Origin of the sequence: Microbacterium oxydans (assembly GCF_006540085.1) — a bacterium.
GTDB classification, from domain to species: Bacteria; Actinomycetota; Actinomycetes; order Actinomycetales; family Microbacteriaceae; genus Microbacterium; species Microbacterium oxydans.
On the sequence record NZ_BJOG01000004.1, the window covers coordinates 403,387 to 422,588 of the forward strand.

Sequence of the window (19,202 nt, forward strand, 5' to 3'; positions counted from 1 at the left end):
AGTTGTATGACGCTTGTCTAGCTTAGTGACTCGGGCACCGGTTGGTGCTCAGAGGGCGTGCAGGGGCTTGCCGGCCAGGGCGAGGAAGGCTTCCCCGAGGGCCTCGCTCTGGGTCGGGTGGGCGTGGATCAGGGGCGCGATGTCCTCCGGGTGCGCCTCCCAGGCGACGGCGAGCTGTCCTTCCGTGATGAGCTCGCCGACGCGGTCGCCGAGCAGGTGGACGCCGACGACGGGGCCGTCCTTGAGGCGGACGACCTTCACGAGCCCGCCCGTCCCGATGATCTCGCTCTTGCCATTGCCGGCGAGGTTGTACTCGTAGGCGATGACCGCGTCGGCACCGTGTGCGGCGACCGCTGCCTCTTCGGTCACCCCGACCGAAGCGACCTCCGGGCTCGAGTACGTGACCTTGGGGATCTGCGAGTCGGGGATGTTCACGGGGGACAGCCCCGCGATGCGCTCGGCGACGGCGATGCCCTGTTGGAACCCGCGATGTGCGAGCTGCAGACCGGGCACGATGTCTCCGACCGCCCACACGCCAGGGACTCCGGTGCGCAGGTTGTCATCGACGGTCACGAAACCGCGGTCGAGCGTCACGCCAGCCTCCTCGAATCCGAGGTCGGAGGTGACCGGACCGCGCCCGACGGCCACGAGGAGGTAGTCGGCCGTGAACTCCTTGCCGTCTTCGAGGGTCACGGTGACGGATGTCCCATCCTGGACCGCACCCTGGAATCGGGTTCCGAGGGAGTACTGGATGCCGCGGCGCCGGAACGCACGCTCCAGACCCTTGCTGAGAGCGATGTCCTCGTTCGGGACGAGGTGCGGCAGAGCCTCGATGATCGTGACCTCGGAGCCGAACGACCGCCACACGCTCGCGAACTCGACCCCGATCACGCCGCCGCCGAGGATCAGTACGCGCTCGGGGATCACGTCGAGGGCGAGTGCCTGCTCGCTCGTGAGGATCCGCCCGCCGATCTCCAAGCCGGGAAGCGAGCGGCTGTACGAGCCGGTCGCGAGCACGACGTCCGTGCCCACGTACACGTCGTCTCCGACGCTGACGCTGTGGTCGGGGTTCAGGCGGCCGAGTCCGCTGACGGTGGTGATCCCACGCGCCTTGACCAGCCCCTCCAGTCCCTTGAACTTCTTGGCGACTATGCCTTCGCGGTACGTGCGCACCCCCGCCGGATCGATGCCCTCCAGGCTCGCGGTGACGCCGACGGATGCGGCATCGCGCACGTGCTCGGCCACCTCTGCGGCATGCAGCAGCGCTTTGGTCGGTATGCATCCCCGGTGCAGGCAGGTTCCGCCGACCTTGTCCTTCTCGATCAGCGCGACGGACTTGCCGAGCTCACTCGCGCGCAACGCCGCGGCATAACCGCCGCTGCCGCCGCCCAGGACGACGATGTCGAAGGTGTGGGTTGTCATAGGTCATGCCTCCGTGTGGGATGCTGCGGCGAAGGCGACGATCGATCGGACCATCGCCCCCGTTGGGCCCTTCTCGGTGAAGCCGTACGGGGCGCCGGCGTGTTCGCCGGATCCCGCGATGTCGAGGTGCACCCACGGGATGCGCGGGGCGTCCTCGGCGTCAGAGGTGCGACCGACGAAGCGGCGCAGGAACAGGCCTGCGTAGGACGCACCGCCCATCCTGTCGCCCATGTTCGCGTTCTGCAGGTCGGCGATGGGGGACTCGAGCGACTCCTCCATGTAGTCCGGCAGCGGCATGTGCCACGCCGGCTCGTCGACCTGAGCGGTCGCCGACATGAACGAGGAAACAGTGTCGACGTCGCCGAAGACGCCGGTGTGCCGGTGGCCCAGTGCGGCGACGATGGCGCCGGTGAGAGTCGCCACATCGATGATGACGTCCGGGTTCTCACGGCTCGCGGCGACGAGACCGTCGGCGAGCACGAGTCGCCCCTCGGCGTCGGTGTTCTGGACCTCGACGGTGGTCCCGTCGAGGATGCGGATGACATCGCCAGGGCGCAGCGCGCGCCCCGACGGCATGTTGTCGGTGATGCACAGCCACGCGGTCACGCGGACCGGGAGGCCCAGTGTGGCGATGGCGCGGATCGCGGCGAGAGAGGTCGCCGCGCCGGCCATGTCGAACTTCATGCCGACCATCGAGGCAGCCGGCTTCAGGGAAAGGCCACCGGTGTCGAACGTGATGCCCTTGCCGACCAGGGCGATGTGCCGTGAGGCGTCGGCGGGGGAGTAGTCGAGACGGACGAGACGCGGAGGGCGATCCGACCCCTGACCGACGCCGAGGATGCCGCCGAAGCCCTGCTCGGCAAGAGCCTTCTCGTCGAGGATCTCGACCGTGACGTCGAGGTCGGCCACGCTGTCGGCGGCGCTCTGCGCGAGCTGTGCCGGACTCTGCCACTCTGCGGGCACGTTCACGAGATCCTTGATGAGCGCTACCGCGTCTCCCAGGACCTGTGCGTATTCGACGTCGTCGTCGTCGACCGCGGCATGGAGCGTGATCGACGTGGCGCGCCCCTTGCCCTTCTCCGTGCGGTAGCCGTCGAACTTGTGCCCGCCGAGCACCGCACCCTCGGCCGCCGCAGCGGCGAACGATTCGAGGCCGTCGGCGAGAGCCACCGCGACGTGCTCGAAGCCGGTGAGCGTACGCAGCGCCGTACCTGCCGCGTTGCGCACGGCAGCAGCGTCCGGCGAGCTGCCGACGCCGACCACCGCGAACGGCGAAGACGTCACCTCGGGGACGAACACGCGGGTGAACGATCCGACCGAACCGGTGAATCCGACGCCGGCCAGCGCATCGGCGAGTCCGGGGTAGCCGGCCAGTGACTCCGCCGAATCGGGGAGAGCGGCGACGATGAGCACTGCGGCATCTGCAGCGCTTCCGGGGAACTGATCGGTGGTGTGCGAGAGCACGGGAAGCGTCATGCCTCCATCCTAGGATCTCCGCCACACCATGGTCGTCCGCCCACTCTGCGCGTGTTCGCTCTCAGCATGATGCGCCGCGCCCCCGGGTAGGCGGCTGCTCGTAGCATGGACACATGCCCTTCTCCGGTGAGATCCATGAACGCGTCGCGAATGCGCCGACAGTGCCGCACGGCCTGCCGTTGGTGCTGCTTCTGACCGGTTTCACGGACGCGGGAAGCGCCGTCTCCGGCTTGATCGATCACCTTCGGGAGACCGCATCCCCTGAGCCCGTCGTCGTGTTCGACAACGACGCACTGCTCGACTATCGGGCGCGCCGCCCTGTGATCTCCTTCGACCAGGACCACCTGACCGAGTTCAAGCCGCCGAGGCTCGAACTGTCGCTCGCGACGGACGCACTCGGTCGTCCGTTCCTGCTGCTCGCCGGATACGAGCCGGATTTCGCATGGAATCGTTTCGCGAGCACGGTGCTCGCCCTCGCGGCGGAGTTCGAGGTCTCGGGACTGCACTGGGTGCACTCGATCGCGATGCCCGTTCCGCACACGCGTCCGATCGGCACGACGGTCAGCGGGAATCGGCGTGACCTGACCGTGGCGCACTCCGTATGGCGTCCGCGCACGCAGGTGCCTGCGACTGCCGGTCACCTCCTCGAGTTCCGATTCGTCGAGCGTGGGGATGCCTCGGTGGGCTTCGTCCTGCTCGTGCCGCATTACCTCGCGGAGACGGAGAACCCCGATGCCGTCATCGCGGCAGCGGAGCGTCTGATGGCGTCGACGGGTCTCGTCCTCATCCTGGATTCCGTCCTGGAGCGCCGCGAGGACTATCTGGCACGCGTCGATGAGCAGGTCGCCGGGAACGACGAGCTGCAGCAGATGGTCCACAACCTCGAGCGCCGGTACGACGCCTACATGGCGGGGCGCAACCCCGACGACGACTCCTACGACGAGGGAGGTTTCAGCGAACGGGACCTCCCGAGCGCCGATGAGCTCGCGGCCGAGTTGGAGCGTTACCTGGCCTCTCGGCCGTCCGGCGACGAAGACAAGCCGGGCCGCGGCTGAGGTGGCGCGCAGCGGGATTCGCGCGAAGTTCGCCGGAATGCGTCCGCATCGCCACACGTGTGCGATACTAGGACTCTGACCCGTTGTCAATCAGTGTTTTCGAGCACTGGACTTGACAAGGGTCTTACTAGTGTCCGAAATGTCCCGGGGCTACACAGCAGCTCCGTGAAAGGCGAAACGTGACTCCTGCCACGACGAAGAACACCCGGACGAAGAAGGCTGCCGAAGAGACGACCGCCGACGCTCCGGTCGCGACCGATGCGCCCGAGAAGCCCGCGCCCCTGAGCGCGGCGAAGCGTGCTGCCGCGAAGCGCGCCCCCGTCAAGAAGAAGAAGTCCGAGGACGTCGTCGAAGAAGACGAGTCTCCCGCAGCTGTTGCTGTCGAGGAGGACGAAGACGAGGATGCGAAGCCGGCCTTCACCGAGCCGCTGCCGACCGGCGCGATCGTCATCTCGTCCAAGGACGACGAAGAGGTCCCGGTCTACTCGACGCAGATCACGGGAGCGACGGCCGACCCGGTCAAGGACTACCTGAAGCAGATCGGAAAGGTCGCACTGCTGAACGCGGCCGAAGAGGTCGAGCTCGCGATGCGCATCGAGGCAGGTCTCTTCGCCGAGGAGAAGCTGTCGGCGATGACCCCGGCCGAGAAGACGAGCCAGCTCGGTCTTGACCTGCAGTGGGTCGCCCGCGACGGCCAGCGCGCGAAGAGCCACCTGCTCGGCGCGAACCTCCGTCTCGTCGTCTCCCTCGCCAAGCGCTACACCGGTCGCGGCATGCAGTTCCTGGATCTGATCCAGGAGGGCAACCTCGGTCTCATCCGCGCCGTCGAGAAGTTCGACTACACCAAGGGCTTCAAGTTCTCGACCTACGCCACCTGGTGGATCCGTCAGGCGATCACCCGTGCCATGGCCGACCAGGCCCGCACGATCCGCATCCCGGTGCACATGGTCGAGGTCATCAACAAGCTCGCCCGCGTGCAGCGGCAGATGCTGCAGGACCTCGGTCGCGAGCCCACTCCGGAAGAGCTGAGCCGCGAGCTCGACATGACCCCGGAGAAGGTCGTGGAGGTGCAGAAGTACGGCCGCGAGCCGATCTCACTGCACACCCCCCTCGGCGAAGACGGCGACAGCGAGTTCGGTGACCTCATCGAGGACACCGAGGCCGTGGTCCCCGCCGACGCCGTGGGCTTCACGATGCTGCAGCGTCAGCTCGAGCAGCTCCTCGACTCGCTCTCAGAGCGCGAAGCCGGAGTGATCCGGATGCGCTTCGGACTGGGCGACGGTCAGCCGAAGACGCTCGACCAGATCGGTGACACGTTCGGCGTGACGCGTGAGCGCATCCGCCAGATCGAGTCGAAGACGATGGCCAAGCTGCGTCACCCGAGCCGCTCGCAGTCCCTGCGGGACTACCTCGAATGAGCCAGGCGAACGACGGCAAGGCCCTCGAGGCGAGTGTCGACGGCAAGAGCTATGCGCGCATCCCGCTGCGCACCCGCGTGGTCATGCCCCAGGACGACCTGGACGCGATCATCAGCGAGTACGCGAAGGATGCCGTCCAGCCGGGCGACCTCCTCTTCGTGACCGAGAAGATCGTGGCCATCACGCAGGGGCGGTCCTACCGCCTCGACGAGATCAAGCCCCGGAAGCTCGCGCTCTTCCTCTCGAAGTACGTCACTCGCACGCCCTACGGCATCGGTCTCGGCATGCCGGAGACGATGGAGATGGCCTTGCGGGAGTGCGGTACTCCGCGCATCCTGTTCGCCTCCGCGGTCGCGGCCGTGACCAAGGCCTTCGGCCGTCGCGGCGACTTCTACCGCATCGCCGGCGACAAGGCACGGGCGATCGACGGTCCGACCAAGCACACCATTCCTCCGTACAACGAGGCTGTGGTTCTCGGCCCCAAGGATCCCGATGGCGTGGCTGCTCGTCTGAAGGCGCTCATCGGAGGTCAGGCAGAGGTCGCCGTCGTGGACATCAACGACCTCGGCGGGAACATCCTCGGCTCGACTCTCGACAAGGCGGGCGAGCAGCGTCTCGTCAGGATCCTCGGCGACAACCCGCTCGGTCAGGGGCTGGAGTCGACGCCGCTCGGCATCGTTCGCGAAGTCTGAGCCCTCCACGAAGAATGCCCCCGGATCTCTCCGGGGGCATTCTCGTCTCTGCGCGTCTCAGAAGCCGATGACCTCGCGGTAGCGGGGCTTGTGGCCGGTGCGGATACCGGTCACGCTGGGCTTGTTCTCGTAGACTCCCGCGCCCCAGTTGCCCTCGACGAGGACCGGCCCGTCGGGGGAGACGACGATGTCCCAGCCGACGTACTGCACCTGAGGCACGACCCGGGCGACCTGGTCGATGAAGGCGCGTACCTCGTCCATGTAGGGCAGCTGGAAGTCGGCGATGCGGAAGCCCGAGTCCGGGTGCGTCTCATGGACGTGGCCGTGGGAGTCGTAACCGGCGCCGACCGCGTGGCCGTTCTCGTCGAGCATGGTGTAGAACCCGCCGAACGTCATCTGGTCGCTCACGGCGCCGCGGCCGAACTTCTGAGCCATGGCGAGGATGTGAGCCTTCTCGCCGTCGAAGAACGCGGTGATGCGGGTGGTGTTCACCGTGCCGGGGCAGACGGCCGCCAGTGCATCGTGCTGACGGATGACCTCCTCGATGAGGAGCTCGCCTCGAGCCAGCAACCCGCGGTGGAACTCGTCCCAGTCCTCGATCTCGGCGGCGTGATAGCGATGCACTCCGGTGCCGGCCTGTCCCACCGGCTCCTTCGTGACGATCGTGCCGAGACGCTGGGTGAGTTCGCGCACGGCCTCGGCGTTCCCCTCCTCGACCACCATCCACTCGCGCTTCAGGAACGGAGAGAACTGCTTGTCGAACTCGACCTTGTCCTGGAAGATCCAGCGGTAGTCGGGGTGATCGTAGCGCTGCGAGAGCTGGTTCGAGACCGGATGGGTCATGTACGTGTCGCGCTCGGCCTTCGTGAGCATGGCGAAGTCGTAGTCGATGTAGTCCTGGAAACCGACGTTGTGACGGGCAGCCGACCAGAGCATGTCGACGACGATCGCCGGCACGGCTCTGTGGTGCTGAGCGGAGGCCTCCTTGGCGCGTTCCACCACCGATCCGACGTCGATGCGGCGGGCACGTCCCATCAGATAGCGGATGCGGGGCGCGAGGGAAAGTCGAGACATGAGGCTCCAGGGTCGGGGTCCCCTCCAGTCTACGGGGGCGGGCGAGGTCGACCTGGGAGCCGGAAGCTAGGCTGGAGGGCGTGTGTGAGACGACTTCCAGCTCCCTGCCACGAGCCATGATCTCCCGCGCGGCACTGGCCGCGGGAGCCTCGGCAGCGGTGTCTGCCGGTGGAACGGTCGCCGACCTCAGGCGCGATGCCTGGGGACACGGCGTCCTCGCCGTCGCCCAGGTCGTGACCGCCGCCGGTGCGGAACGCGTCCTCGTCGACGCGCAGGGCGAGGTCGAGGCACTGCAGCTAGAGGGCATCCGTGGCGTCACCACCGGTGACCCCGACATCGACCCCAACCTCCTCTACGGTCTCCCCGATGAGAAGGGTCAGCTCGCGGCTCGGCCGGTGATGCGGCTGGCAGGGCGGGTGCTGTCCATCAAGCGGCTCCGGCCAGGGGATGCCGTCTCTTACGGCTACACGTATCGAGCGGAGAAGGAGACCACTGTCGCACTCGTGACGGGCGGCTACGCTCAGGGCATCGTGCGCGCACTCGGCAATCACGCGACCGTGGAGATCCGGGAGACGTCGATGCCCATCGTGGGGCGCGTCGCCATGGACGTGTGCGTCGTAGACCTCCAGGGCGCAGACATCGATGTCGACAGCGAGGTCACCTACTTCGGAGGCACCGGTCCGGCCGCATCCGGAGTCACACGTTGGGCGGACATCACCGGGATGACTGCAGCTGAGCTGGTCGCCGTCGCCGGCGCCCACGCCGTGAGGGGGTGGGAAGCGTGAGCCGCCCCGAGGTGCGCCTGAGCAGCAGTATCTTTCGCGCGAACATCGAGGCAGTGCGTGACCGTGTGGCCCCGTCCGCGCTGATGCTCGTGGTCAAGGACGACGCATACGCGCACGGCCTCTCCTGGGCGGTCAGGTCTGCGGTGGAGGCCGGGATCGACTGGTTCGGCAGCTATGACATCCGCACCGGACTCTCCGTCCGCAGACTCGCAGGCGGCGACGCCAGGATCTTCGCCTGGGCGACGTCGACGGACTCGGAGATAGACGATGCGCTGATGCAGCGCCTCGATCTCGGTGTCGGGACCACCGACTACCTCAGACGGATCATCGCGCGGGCCGAGGCGCTCGGAACGACGGCGCGCGTGCACCTGAAGATCGACACGGGTCTGCACCGCAACGGCATCCTGCCGGAGGACTGGGCATCGGCCGTCGACGAAGCGAGACGGGCCGAGCGGGCCGGTGCGCTCGAACTCGAAGGCGTGTGGAGCCACATCGCGGAAGCGAGCGACGAGGAAGATGACATCGCGCAAGCCGCTTTCCTCGATGCGGTGCGTATCGTGGGCGAGACCGGATCGGTCCCCGCGGCACTGCACTTGACCGCATCCGCGGCATCGTGGTGGCGTCCCGAACTGCGCGGAACGGTCTCGCGCATCGGGGCGTTCTGCTACGGCATCCGGTCGGCAGAGGGGCCGGAGCTCGAGGGAGTCCGCCCAGCGGCGAGCCTCGTCGCAAAGGTGTCCGCGGTCGACGGAGATCGTGTGACGATCAGCCTCGGCAGCTTCGACGGGCTTCCCTCCACGCTCTCGGGGAGCCTGGTCGGGACACCGGAAGGAGCCAGGACTCTCGTCTCCATCGGCCACACCTCATCGACAGTCGACGGATGGCGCGGCGCTGAGGTGGGTGCGGAGGTCGTCGTCTTCGGCGCAGGCGCGCAGGGAGAAGCGTCGGCGACGACCCTCGCCGAGCGGATAGACACCGTGGGAGAAGAGATCCTCACCCGGCTCACACCGCGTGTGCGAAGAGTCGTCGCCGACTGACCGTCATCGGCTGATCTCGTGCCCGCCGACCGGTTCAGCGGACCGCGGTAAACAGACCGGGATCAGCGGAGCGCTCAGACCGTCTCGATGAGACGCGCGGTCTCGTCATGCCAGCTGGTGGCGATGCTGCGGAGCTTCTCTTCGTACTTGCGGCCGTGGTGGGCGCAGAACAGGAGCTCGGATCCGTTGACCTCAGCGGCGATGTACGCCTGAGCGCCGCACGAATCACAGCGATCCATGGCGGTCAGACGGAACTCGACAATGGAGGTGTCACGTTCGGTCGTTGCATTCATCTCGGTGCCTCCTCGGGTGTCGGCTTCGCTGAGCGATTTGGTCAATACAACCACGCGCCACCTGTACGCATGCCCGGTTTGCGGCGTGTTTCGCTCAGCGCGTACGCGTGGTTTCCCGACTGGCTTCGCGCGGGGAGTGTCTGCGGAGGAGAGGCAGCTCGCGAGATTAGACTCGGAGATTGTGAATGCCGAGTACTCCGCCCATCATCTCCAGGTGCTTGAAGGCCTCGAAGCCGTCCGCAAGCGGCCCGGGATGTACATCGGGTCGAACGGGTCGCCCGGCCTCATGCACTGCATGTGGGAGATCATCGACAACTCGGTTGACGAGGCGGTCGCGGGCAACGGGACCAAGATCGATATCATCCTGCACGCCGATGGCAGCGTCGAGGTCCACGACCGCGGACGTGGTATCCCGGTCGACGTGGAACCGCGCACCGGCCTGACCGGCGTCGAGGTCGTTTATACCAAGCTGCACGCAGGCGGGAAGTTCGGAGGTGGGTCGTACGCCGCCTCCGGCGGCCTGCACGGCGTCGGCGCCTCCGTGGTGAACGCACTCTCCGAGCGCCTCGACGTCGAGGTCGACCGTGGCGGCAAGACTTATGCGATGTCCTTCCACCGCGGGGAGCCCGGCATCTTCGCCGATTCCGGTGAGAAGCGGCCGGATGCGCCGTTCACTCCTTTCCAGGAGAACAGCGAGTTGCGCGTGATCGGCAAAGCTCCCCGGGGCGTGACCGGTACCCGTGTCCGCTACTGGGCCGACCGTCAGATCTTCACCAAGGACGCGGCGTTCCAGCTCTCCGAGCTCGAGACCCGGGCCCGACAGACAGCCTTCCTGGTGCCTGGCCTGGAGATCCTCGTCAAGGACGAGCGTGCGGCGGGTCAGGTCGTCCCCGTGCCCGACTCCGATGGCGAGACGACCACTCTCGGACCCACCGAGACCTCCTACCTGTACGAGGGCGGAATCTCCGAATTCGTCGACTACCTCGCGATCGACCCGCCGATCACGGACAACTGGCGCATTCAGGGAGAGGGCACGTTCAAGGAGACCGTGCCCGTCCTGCAGCCGGACGGGCACATGGTCGCGACCGAGGTGGAGCGGGTGTGCGCCGTCGACATCGCGCTGCGGTGGGGGACCGGTTACGACACCAAGATCCGCTCGTTCGTCAACATCATCTCCACGCCGAAGGGCGGCACGCACCAGCAGGGCTTCGAGCAGGAGCTGCTCAAGGTGCTCCGCGCGCAGGTGGAGCAGAACGCCCGACGTCTGAAGGTCGGCAACGACAAGCTCGAGAAGGACGATGTACTCGCCGGGCTGACGGCCGTCCTCACGGTGAACGTGCCCGAACCGCAGTTCGAGGGTCAGACGAAGGAGATCCTCGGAACCCCCGCCGTGCGGCAGATCGTGGCTCAGGTGCTCCGCAAGGACCTGGCTGAGCGCTTCGGCTCGACCAAGCGCGACGACAAGATCCAGGCGTCGCAGCTGCTCGACAAGGTCGTCTCGGAGATGAAGGCCCGCGTCTCGGCGCGCGCGCACAAGGAGACCCAGCGCCGCAAGAACGCGCTCGAGTCCTCGACTCTTCCGACGAAGCTCGTCGACTGCCGCACGAACGACGTCGAACGCAGCGAGCTCTTCATCGTGGAGGGCGACTCGGCCCTCGGCACCGCGAAGAACGCGCGCAACAGCGAGTTCCAGGCGCTGCTGCCCATCCGGGGCAAGATCCTCAACGTGCAGAAGGCATCCGTGGGCGACATGCTCTCGAACACCGAATGCGCGTCGATCATCCAGGTGATCGGTGCAGGCTCAGGTCGGACGTTCGACATCGACGCAGCCCGCTACGGCAAGATCATCCTCATGAGCGACGCCGATGTCGACGGCGCGCACATCCGCACCCTGCTGCTGACCCTGTTCTTCCGCTACATGCGGCCGTTGATCGAGCATGGTCGCGTGTTCGCCGCCGTGCCGCCTCTGCACCGGATCATCGTGATCAATCCGGGGTCGAAACCGAACGAGACGATCTACACGTACAGCGAGCAGGAGATGCACGCGTTGTTGGCGAAGCTCCGCAAGGCGGGCAAGCGCTGGCACGAGCCGATCCAGCGCTACAAGGGCCTCGGAGAGATGGACGCCGAGCAGCTGGCGAACACCACCATGGACAGGTCGGGTCGTCTGCTGCGTCGCGTGCGGATGGAGGACGCGGAAGCAGCCGGGCGCGTGTTCGAGCTCCTCATGGGGAACGAGGTGGCTCCGCGCCGCGAGTTCATCATCGACTCCTCCGACCGATTGTCGCGCGAGTCGATCGACGCCTGAGACGTCAGACGAAAGAAAGCCGGCCCGGTGCAGACCGGGCCGGCTTCCTTTCGCTCTCACGCGGTCGGACCGCTCGCCTGTGCTCAGACCAGTGTGCGGCCGATACTGCCGATGACACCTTCGACGGGCTGGCCGGACGCGTCGCGGCGTGCTCCGTTCTCCGGAAGCTTGCGGACCGCGCCTGTCGGATCGACGGCGAGCGGCGGGTTGGGTCCGACCCATGCGACCGTCAGTCGGTCCTCACCCTTCAGGAACGCATGGGCGCGGACGCCTCCGGTGGCACGCCCCTTGGCTGGATACTCCGCGAAGGACGACACCTTGGCGCGCCCGGGCTCTGTGCCGGGAAGAGCGCTGTCACCTCCGGATACCGTGACGACGACGGATTCCGCGGCCGGATCGACGACGCCGAAGAAGAGCACTGATGCGCCGGAGCCGAGCTTGACCCCGGCCATTCCGCCCGCCGGGGCGCCTTGCGGGCGCACAGCGGAAGCCGGGAAGTGCAGCAGCTGCGCGTCGGTTGTGACGAAGACCAGCTCCGCGTCGTCCGGTGCCTCTGCCGCCCCGACCACCGAATCGCCCGGTTTCAGGCCGATGACCTCGAGGTCAGGACGCACGGGGAGGCTGGAAGGGACGATGCGCTTGACCGTGCCCTGAGCGGTGCCGAGCGCGATCGGAGTCTCGCTGTCGAAACGCACGAAACCCAGAACGCGCTCGCCCTTGGTCGTGATACCGAGGTAGTCGCGCAGGGGAGTACCGGCGGCGAGCTGCACCGACGTCGCCGGCACGGACGGGAGGTCGACGGGGGAGAAGCGGACGACGCGACCGAGGTTGGTCAGAGCCCCGATCTCGGCGCGGACGGTGGTCTCGACGGTGGTCAGGATCGCATCGTGCTTGCTGCGACGTGCAGGGACGGTGAGTTCCTGGCCCTCGCCGAGGTCGACGCGGACGGTACGTCCCGTGGTCGAGAGCACGAGCACGGTGGGCGCATCGGCGATCTGCAGATCGACCGCACCCTTGGTCGCTCGGGGCTTGGGCGGAGCCGCGTTCATCAGGAGTGTGCGCCGCGGTGTTCCGTATGCATCGGCTGCGGCGTCGAGCTCCTTGGCGACCGCGGCGCGGAGCAGGGTCGGGCTGTCGAGCAGTTCCCGCAGTGCGGCGATCTCCGCCAGCAACGCATCGCGTTCGGACTCCAGCTCGATACGCGAGAACTTGGTCAGACGGCGCAGGCGCAACTCGAGGATGTACTCCGCCTGGAGCTCGCTCAGATCGAAGACGGAGCGCAGCCGCGTGCGGGCCTGCTCCGAGTCATCGGAGGAGCGGATGACCTGGATGACCTCGTCGATGTCGAGGATCGCGATGAGCAGACCCTCCACCAGGTGCAGACGCTCCTCGCGCCGCTTCAGACGGTATCGGCTGCGGCGGGTGATGACCTCGAGACGGTGACCGACGTAGACGCTCAGCATCTCCTTGAGGCCCAGCGTGCGCGGCTGGCCATCGACCAGGGCGACGTTGTTGATGCTGAACGAGTCCTCCAGCGGAGTCAACCGGTAGAGCTGCTCGAGCACGGCGTTCGGGTCGAAGCCGGTCTTGATGCCGATCGCGACGCGCAGTCCGTGGTTGCGGTCGGTGAGGTCGGTGACGTCGCTGATGCCCTGCAGCTTCTTCGACTGCACCGCATCCCGGATCTTCTCCAGCAGGCGCTCGGGTCCCACCATGTACGGCAGCTCGGACACGATGATGCCGGTACGCCGCGGGCCGAGCGGCTCGATGGAGGTCTTGCCCCGCACCTTGAGGGCGCCGCGTCCGTTCGTGTACGCGTCCTTGACACCGTCGAGTCCCATCAGGATCCCGCCGGAGGGGAAGTCAGGTCCGGGGACGAACTCCATCAGCTCCTCGGTGGTCGCATCCGGATTCTCGAGGAGGTGAGTGGCCGCCGCGACCACTTCGATGAGGTTGTGCGGCGCCATGTTGGTCGCCATGCCGACGGCGATCCCACTCGCGCCGTTGACCAGCAGGTTGGGGAAGGCGGCCGGCAGCACGGCAGGCTGCTGGAACTGACCGTCGTAGTTCGGGATGAAGTCGACGACGTCCTCGTCGAGGTTCTCGGTGAGGGCCAGCGCGGCGGCGGCGAGTCGTGCCTCGGTGTATCGGGCTGCAGCGGGCCCATCGTCGAGGGAGCCGAAGTTGCCGTGCCCGTCGACCAGGGGCACACGCAGCGCCCACTCCTGCGCGAGCCGCACGAGCGCGTCATAGATCGCCGAGTCGCCGTGGGGGTGCAGCTTTCCCATGACCTCGCCGACGACGCGCGCACTCTTGACGTGGCCGCGGTCCGGACGCAGGCCCATCTCGGCCATCTGGTACAGGATGCGGCGCTGCACGGGCTTCAGCCCGTCGCGCGCATCGGGCAGGGCACGCGAGTAGATCACCGAGTACGCGTATTCGAGGAACGAACCCTGCATCTCGCTGGAGAGGTCGATGTCCTGGATGCGCTCCTCGACGGGCTCGGGCGGCGGAGTTTTCGGCATGGACTTCCTGGGGGCATACGGGAGCCTGTGTCAGACTGGCTCGGATGTCCTTCATGCTACCGTCCGCGGCGCCCAGCGCCCGGAGTGTCGTCGGGGTGGCGGGCGACCTGTTCGCCGCCCTCCGAGGCGAATCCGAGGTTCTGCCGCGCGCGGACTCGGTCGTGCTCGTGGTGATCGATGGGCTCGGGGCGATCAGCCTGCGTGGCCATGCCGGACACGCGCGCTCCCTGACCGCGGGGATGGCGAAGAAGGACGTCGCCCACTCGGTGTTCCCCTCCACCACGGCGGCGGCGCTCACGAGCATCGTCACGGGTGTATGGCCGGGGGAGCACGGGCTCGTCGGTTACCGCGTGCTCGATCCCGACCGCGATGTGCTCGTCAACCAGCTCAGCGGCTGGGAGACCGACGGGATCGATCCGCTCACCTGGCAGTCGGCCCCGACGATCTTCGAGCGAGCGGCCCGCGACGGACACGAGAGTTTCGCCGTCGGGTTCGCCGGGTACGCGCACAGCGGCTTCACCAGAGCCACTCTGCGCGGTGCCGAGTTCGTTCCCGCGACGACCGCGGCCTCGCGGGTCGAAGCCGCATATGAGCTCGCTCGCGAGCACCCGGGGTCGCTCGTCTACTGTTACCTGCCGGAGGTCGACAAGGCAGGTCACAAGCACGGCATCGCCTCCCCGGAGTGGGTCGCCGCGCTGGAGGACGTCGACGCGGCGCTGTCTGCACGTGTCCCGGCGGGCGTGGGCGTCGTGGTCACCTCGGATCACGGGATGGTCGATGTGGCGCCGAACCGTCAGGTCGTCCTGGCGGAGGAGCACGTCGCGGGGATTCGCCACATCGGCGGCGAACCGCGCATGCTGCACGCGTACCTGGAGCCCGACGCGGACCGCGCGGCGGTGACGTCGAGATGGCGCGCCGACCTGGAGGGGGTGGCCGACGTGCTCACCCGCGAGGAGGCGATACGTCACGGCCTCTTCGGACCGAAGGTCACAGATGCCGCCGCATCGCGCGTCGGCGACCTGCTCGCGATCGCTCGCGGTGCCTGGGCTCTCTACGACGGTACGGCGGCCGACCAGCGCAGTCGCGGGATGGTGGGCCAGCACGGCGCGCTCACACCGGAGGAGAGACAGGTGCCGGTGATCCGGCTCGGCGCGTTCGAACGCTGACGCAGACCCTCATCCCCGCCGCGGGTGGGGCTCAGACGAGTCGCGTCTCACTCATCGGTGCGTGCGCCGAAGACGATCTCGTCCCACGACGGCATCGCGTTCCGGCGACGGCGGCGTCCCGTGGAGTCGCCGGCGTCCGAGCTGCTGTTCTGCGGCGCGGGCTGCGGGGGCTCCGGTTCTTCATCCGGCTGCTCCAGGGCCTCGAACAGTGCGATCGGACTCTGGTCCGATCGATCCGTGTCCTCCACATCGTCGAGCAGCGGCGCGGTCTCCCGCTGTCCGCGGCGTCGGCGTAGAGCCTCGAGGAGGTCCGCCGTCTCCGGACTCGTGGTCTGCGCGGCGGGAGCGCGCTTGATCGCCGCGTCCTGCGCTGCCGCGTCGGAGCGGGCCGGGAGCGAGGGGTCTTCCACGTCCGCTTCGGGTGCGGGTACCAGCCGCGGTCCGAACGCGCCGGAGTCGAAGCGACTCTCGTCCTTGTACGGCGAGGTCCGCTCGGCATCGACCGCTCGGAGGCGGGGGATGAGACCTTCGGGGAGCGAGCCCTGCCGAGAGAGCTGTGTCGCGTCGGCGTTCAGCGGTGAGAGCGCGCTGCGGCGAGGATCGAAGCTCCAGCGGGCGTCGTGATCGACGTCGTTGGCGGTGAACTCGAGCTTGATGGTCCAACCGGAGTCCTCCTTCCAGCTCGCCCAGCGCTCGGAGGTGGCTTCGATCTCGGCGAGCTTGGCGCGGACGGCCACACCGAAGGTCGGCTGCGCGTCGGGCTCGACCTCGCTGCCGATCAGGACGGGCACGGCGAGGGCCTGTCCGATCACGTGCTCGCGCTCGGCGAGGACGGGTCCTTCGAATCGGGCCACGTCGTCGACGCTGATGCCGAGCAGCTCCGCGACCTCGGGTGCGGTGAGCCCCGCGCGGATCTGGGCCTGGATGTCGCGCGGGCTCGCAGCGAGCTTCTGGGCCGTCGGCTCGCTCTGACGGGTGGCGCGGCGGATCTCGCGCTGCAGCATGTCGTCGATGGGCAGCGCGAACCGCTCGCCCGACTCGGTCGCGAGTACGAGGACTCCTGCTTCTGTGCCGACGATGGTGACGTTTTCCATGCGAATGCCCCTCTGATGGGTGTCCGTTCATGGTGTCACGCGTGAGGGGTCGCGGACGGGAATAGCGTGGGCGTGCCGTGAGTTTCCTCTGTCGCACGGACGAGCATTTGCGTTATGTCGTCCGGTCGTGCAAACTATGGCCGCCGAATACCCGACGGCGCACCACCCACTCGCACCATGAAAGTGGAGATCTACCGCATGGCAACCGATTACGACGCCCCCCGAAAGAGCGAAGACGACTCCGAGTCGATCGAAGCCCTCAAGGAGCGTGTGCCGGACAAGAACTCCGGCTCAAGCGGGGACGAAGACTCCGACAACCCGTCGAGCTTCGACCTCCCGGGTGCCGACCTCTCCGATCTCGAGCTCGATGTCGTCGTGCTGCCCGCGCAGCAGGACGAGTTCACATGCATGAGCTGCTTCCTCGTGAAGCACCGCTCGCAGCTCGACCACGAGGGCGCATCCGGGCCCATCTGCAAGGAGTGCGCTGCGTAAGCAGTCCTTCGAGCGACGTATCACGCGCCCCCGACCGTCTCGGTCAGGGGCGCGCTGTCGTTGGGTGAGCGCGTCAGGTCTGGGAAGCGCGGATCGCGGCGACGAGCCGGTCGGGCGTCCGCGTCGAGATCGTCCATGCGTCCACGGGGTCGTCCTGGTCGAGGTTCGGCACGACGACGATGCCGTCGATGCCGCCGCGGATCAGGTGCCACCCGCGCGCCGGGAGACCGGGGCCGCGGGCATGACGGGCTTCCTCGCCCGTCAGTGCAGTGGGTGCTCCGAGGTGCTTCGTGTCGATGTGCGCGCGACCTGCATGCAGGGTGGAGCCGACGACCGAGACGACCGGTGTGGCGGCGATGACACCGAACACGAGCAGGGCCGATACTGCCGCACCGACGACGAGCGCGACGGTCGAGCCGATCGGCACGAAGACGAGCGAGACCATGGGGCCGGCGACCGCGACGGTCACGAGCAGCCAGAGGCTCGGCGAGAGCCTCTCGCGGTAGCGGGGACGTGAGTCTGTGACGGGGTTCTGCATTAGCCTCATGGGGTGACCGATTCCGTTGATGTCCCCATTATCGCTGCAGTGCTGCCCGGGTATGCGCATCCGGGAGACGCCGGAGCCGATCTCGTCGCCGCCGAGGCGGTGCACCTGGAGCCGGGGGAGCGCGCTCTCGTGCCGACGGGGGTGAGCATCGCCCTACCCGACGGGTATGCGGCATTCGTCGTACCGCGCAGCGGCCTGGCGGCGAAGCACGGCATCTCGATCGTGAACTCTCCCGGAACGGTGGACGCCGGCTATCGCGGCGAGATCAAGGTGAGTCTGATCAACACGGATACCAAGAGCGCGTACGATGTGGCGGTCGGCGATCGTATCGCGCAGCTGATCATCATGCCGGTCACGCGCGCCACGTTCATCCCGGTCGACGTGCTGCCGGACAGCGTCCGTGGTGCCGGTGGATTCGGCTCCACCGGATACCAGGCAGCGACCCACCAGAGCGAAGCAGGACGAGCCAATGACTGACAACAACGAGACCCCTTCGAAGTCGGCACCGTTGAACCGTGCCACCGACGGGCCCTTCGATGACTCCGAGGCCAACCCGGTCCGTCCGTACATCGATCTCGGCGGCATCAAGATCCTGCCGCGCGAAGGTCTGAATCTGCGCCTCGAAGTCGAGGAGCAGTCGAAGCGCATCGTCGCGGTCGGCCTGGACTACGCCGACTCCTCGCTGCAGGTGCAGCCGTTCGCGGCGCCGCGCTCCGGCGGACTGTGGGACGAGACCCGAGTGCAGCTCCGCGACCAGGTCAAAGCTCAGGGCGGTCGCGTCGAGGAGCGCGAAGGCCCACTGGGCAAGGAGCTCCTCGCCGAGGTTCCTGCCACGGCGGCGGAGGGATCAGGGCTGCGTCTCGCGCGCTTCATCGGCATCGACGGCCCGCGCTGGTTCCTGCGCGGTGTGATCGGTGGCGCAGGAGCGTCTGACCCCGAAGCCGCCGAGAAGGTCGAGGACCTCTTCCGCTCGATCGTCGTCGTCCGCGGCGGCTCGCCGATGCCCCCGCGCGACCTGATCCCGCTCAAGATGCCGGCGACTCCGGGTTCCGCGTGAGCGCTCCCGAGCCCGACGCCGAACGCGAGAAGAGCACCTCCGAGATCCTCGGGGCGGCGCTCGGCGGTGCCGCGCGTCGTGCCGGTCTCGATCCCGCTGAGGGCTCCAGCACCCACAAGGTGGTCTGGACGGCGATGGGGGGATGGCGCGGCATCCTCGAGTCCGTGCTGCCGAGCCTCGCTTTCGTCATCCTCTTCACCATCCGCCCGGAGCCGCTGATCCTGTCGTTGGGGGTGTCCGTCGGCCTGGCAGCGGTGTTCACCCTCGTCCGACTGGTGCAGAAGTCGCCGCCCTCCGCCGCGCTGGGCGGTCTCGTCGCGGCTGTGGCCGCCGCGGCGCTCGCGCTGTGGACCGGACGCGGCGCGGACAACTTCGTGCCAGGACTCATCACGAACGCGGTCTACGGATCGGTCATCCTGATCTCCGCACTGATCGGATGGTCGCTGATCGGCCTCGCGGTCGGATTCCTGATGGGGGAGGGCACCACCTGGCGCACCGACCGCCGCAAGCGACGTGCGTACTTCTGGCTCGGGATCGCCTGGGCCTCGCTGTTCTTCGCGCGCCTCGCCGTCCAGCTGCCCCTGTATCTCGCCGGCGACGTCACGGCACTCGGGACGCTCAAGCTCATCATGGGGTTGCCGTTGTTCGCACCGCTCATCGCCGTGACCTGGTTGGTCGTACGGGCGCTCCACCCCCGCGAGCCTGCGCGCGAGGATGCCCCCGAGGCGTGATAGATTTATCTTGACATCAAGATAAATCGC

The 19,202-nt window shown here is 67.7% G+C and carries 18 protein-coding genes; 11 read left to right on the forward strand and 7 right to left on the reverse strand.

The window, feature by feature from the left end; translation table 11 throughout:
- Positions 1-48 precede the first annotated feature (48 nt).
- Positions 49-1,422 (reverse strand): dihydrolipoyl dehydrogenase, encoded by a 1,374-nt coding sequence (gene lpdA / locus MOX01_RS09900; RefSeq protein ID WP_058631770.1) that lies wholly within the window; start codon positions 1,420-1,422, stop codon positions 49-51.
- A gap of 3 nt (positions 1,423-1,425) precedes the next feature.
- Positions 1,426-2,898, reverse strand: coding sequence for a leucyl aminopeptidase (locus MOX01_RS09905; RefSeq protein WP_141369465.1), 1,473 nt, complete (start codon positions 2,896-2,898; stop codon positions 1,426-1,428).
- A gap of 113 nt (positions 2,899-3,011) precedes the next feature.
- Here MOX01_RS09905 and MOX01_RS09910 point away from each other — a divergent pair, with 113 nt between their 5' ends.
- From MOX01_RS09910 to MOX01_RS09920, 3 genes are all read left to right on the forward strand, one after another.
- Positions 3,012-3,953, forward strand: coding sequence for a proteasome assembly chaperone family protein (locus MOX01_RS09910; protein WP_141369467.1), 942 nt, complete (start codon positions 3,012-3,014; stop codon positions 3,951-3,953).
- A 179-nt stretch (positions 3,954-4,132) separates the two neighbouring features.
- Positions 4,133-5,371 (forward strand): RNA polymerase sigma factor, encoded by a 1,239-nt coding sequence (locus MOX01_RS09915; protein ID WP_141369469.1) that lies wholly within the window; start codon positions 4,133-4,135, stop codon positions 5,369-5,371.
- Entirely contained in the window at positions 5,368-6,063 is a 696-nt protein-coding gene (locus MOX01_RS09920) for a coenzyme F420-0:L-glutamate ligase (protein ID WP_058631768.1), read from the forward strand. The genes MOX01_RS09915 and MOX01_RS09920 overlap by 4 nt, the downstream gene beginning before the upstream one ends.
- 57 nt (positions 6,064-6,120) lie before the next feature.
- On the opposite strand, the gene MOX01_RS09925 is transcribed toward MOX01_RS09920, so the two are convergent.
- Positions 6,121-7,137 (reverse strand): sugar-transfer associated ATP-grasp domain-containing protein, encoded by a 1,017-nt coding sequence (locus MOX01_RS09925; RefSeq protein WP_058631767.1) that lies wholly within the window; start codon positions 7,135-7,137, stop codon positions 6,121-6,123.
- 80 nt (positions 7,138-7,217) lie between these two features.
- Between MOX01_RS09925 and MOX01_RS09930 the strand changes: the two genes are divergently transcribed.
- The gene (locus MOX01_RS09930; protein ID WP_230977898.1) at positions 7,218-7,922 is read left to right on the forward strand and encodes an alanine racemase; all 705 of its coding nucleotides are present in this window, start codon (positions 7,218-7,220) and stop codon (positions 7,920-7,922) included.
- The gene (locus MOX01_RS09935; RefSeq protein WP_141369471.1) at positions 7,919-8,959 is read left to right on the forward strand and encodes an alanine racemase; all 1,041 of its coding nucleotides are present in this window, start codon (positions 7,919-7,921) and stop codon (positions 8,957-8,959) included. Before MOX01_RS09930 ends, MOX01_RS09935 begins: the two co-directional genes overlap by 4 nt.
- Positions 8,960-9,033: 74 nt before the next feature.
- On the opposite strand, the gene MOX01_RS09940 is transcribed toward MOX01_RS09935, so the two are convergent.
- A complete protein-coding gene (locus tag MOX01_RS09940) occupies positions 9,034-9,252 on the reverse strand; it encodes a DUF7455 domain-containing protein (RefSeq protein ID WP_045264803.1) in 219 nt (72 codons plus the stop codon).
- Positions 9,253-9,433: 181 nt separating this feature from the next.
- On the opposite strand from MOX01_RS09940, the gene MOX01_RS09945 reads away from it, so the two are divergent.
- Positions 9,434-11,560 (forward strand): DNA gyrase/topoisomerase IV subunit B, encoded by a 2,127-nt coding sequence (locus MOX01_RS09945; RefSeq protein WP_082682603.1) that lies wholly within the window; start codon positions 9,434-9,436, stop codon positions 11,558-11,560.
- 83 nt (positions 11,561-11,643) lie between these two features.
- On the opposite strand, the gene MOX01_RS09950 is transcribed toward MOX01_RS09945, so the two are convergent.
- Positions 11,644-14,085: a DNA gyrase/topoisomerase IV subunit A gene (locus tag MOX01_RS09950; RefSeq protein WP_141369473.1), complete on the reverse strand. Its 2,442-nt coding sequence runs from the start codon at positions 14,083-14,085 to the stop codon at positions 11,644-11,646.
- A 44-nt stretch (positions 14,086-14,129) separates the two neighbouring features.
- Here MOX01_RS09950 and MOX01_RS09955 point away from each other — a divergent pair, with 44 nt between their 5' ends.
- Entirely contained in the window at positions 14,130-15,251 is a 1,122-nt protein-coding gene (locus MOX01_RS09955; RefSeq protein ID WP_046747215.1) for an alkaline phosphatase family protein, read from the forward strand.
- Between the two features lie 47 nt (positions 15,252-15,298).
- Here MOX01_RS09955 and sepH read toward each other — a convergent pair whose 3' ends face one another.
- Positions 15,299-16,345, reverse strand: a complete 1,047-nt coding sequence (gene sepH, locus MOX01_RS09960) for a septation protein SepH (RefSeq protein ID WP_141369475.1) — start codon at positions 16,343-16,345, stop codon at positions 15,299-15,301.
- Between the two features lie 198 nt (positions 16,346-16,543).
- Between sepH and MOX01_RS09965 the strand changes: the two genes are divergently transcribed.
- On the forward strand, positions 16,544-16,837 hold the full coding sequence (locus MOX01_RS09965) for a DUF4193 domain-containing protein (protein ID WP_046747247.1): 294 nt from the start codon (positions 16,544-16,546) through the stop codon (positions 16,835-16,837).
- Positions 16,838-16,910: 73 nt separating this feature from the next.
- Here MOX01_RS09965 and MOX01_RS09970 read toward each other — a convergent pair whose 3' ends face one another.
- Positions 16,911-17,375: a DUF3093 domain-containing protein gene (locus MOX01_RS09970; RefSeq protein WP_046747213.1), complete on the reverse strand. Its 465-nt coding sequence runs from the start codon at positions 17,373-17,375 to the stop codon at positions 16,911-16,913.
- A gap of 12 nt (positions 17,376-17,387) precedes the next feature.
- Here MOX01_RS09970 and dut point away from each other — a divergent pair, with 12 nt between their 5' ends.
- Genes dut through MOX01_RS09985 form a run of 3 tightly spaced genes read left to right on the forward strand, consistent with a single transcriptional unit; the run spans position 17,388 to position 19,172 of the window.
- Positions 17,388-17,861, forward strand: a complete 474-nt coding sequence (dut, locus tag MOX01_RS09975) for a dUTP diphosphatase (protein WP_046747212.1) — start codon at positions 17,388-17,390, stop codon at positions 17,859-17,861.
- A complete protein-coding gene (locus MOX01_RS09980) occupies positions 17,854-18,441 on the forward strand; it encodes a DUF3710 domain-containing protein (protein WP_045264797.1) in 588 nt (195 codons plus the stop codon). The genes dut and MOX01_RS09980 overlap by 8 nt, the downstream gene beginning before the upstream one ends.
- Positions 18,438-19,172 carry a DUF3159 domain-containing protein gene (locus MOX01_RS09985; RefSeq protein WP_141369477.1) on the forward strand — a complete coding sequence of 245 codons (735 nt, stop codon included), beginning with the start codon at positions 18,438-18,440 and terminating at the stop codon, positions 19,170-19,172. The genes MOX01_RS09980 and MOX01_RS09985 overlap by 4 nt, the downstream gene beginning before the upstream one ends.
- Positions 19,173-19,202: the final 30 nt, after the last annotated feature.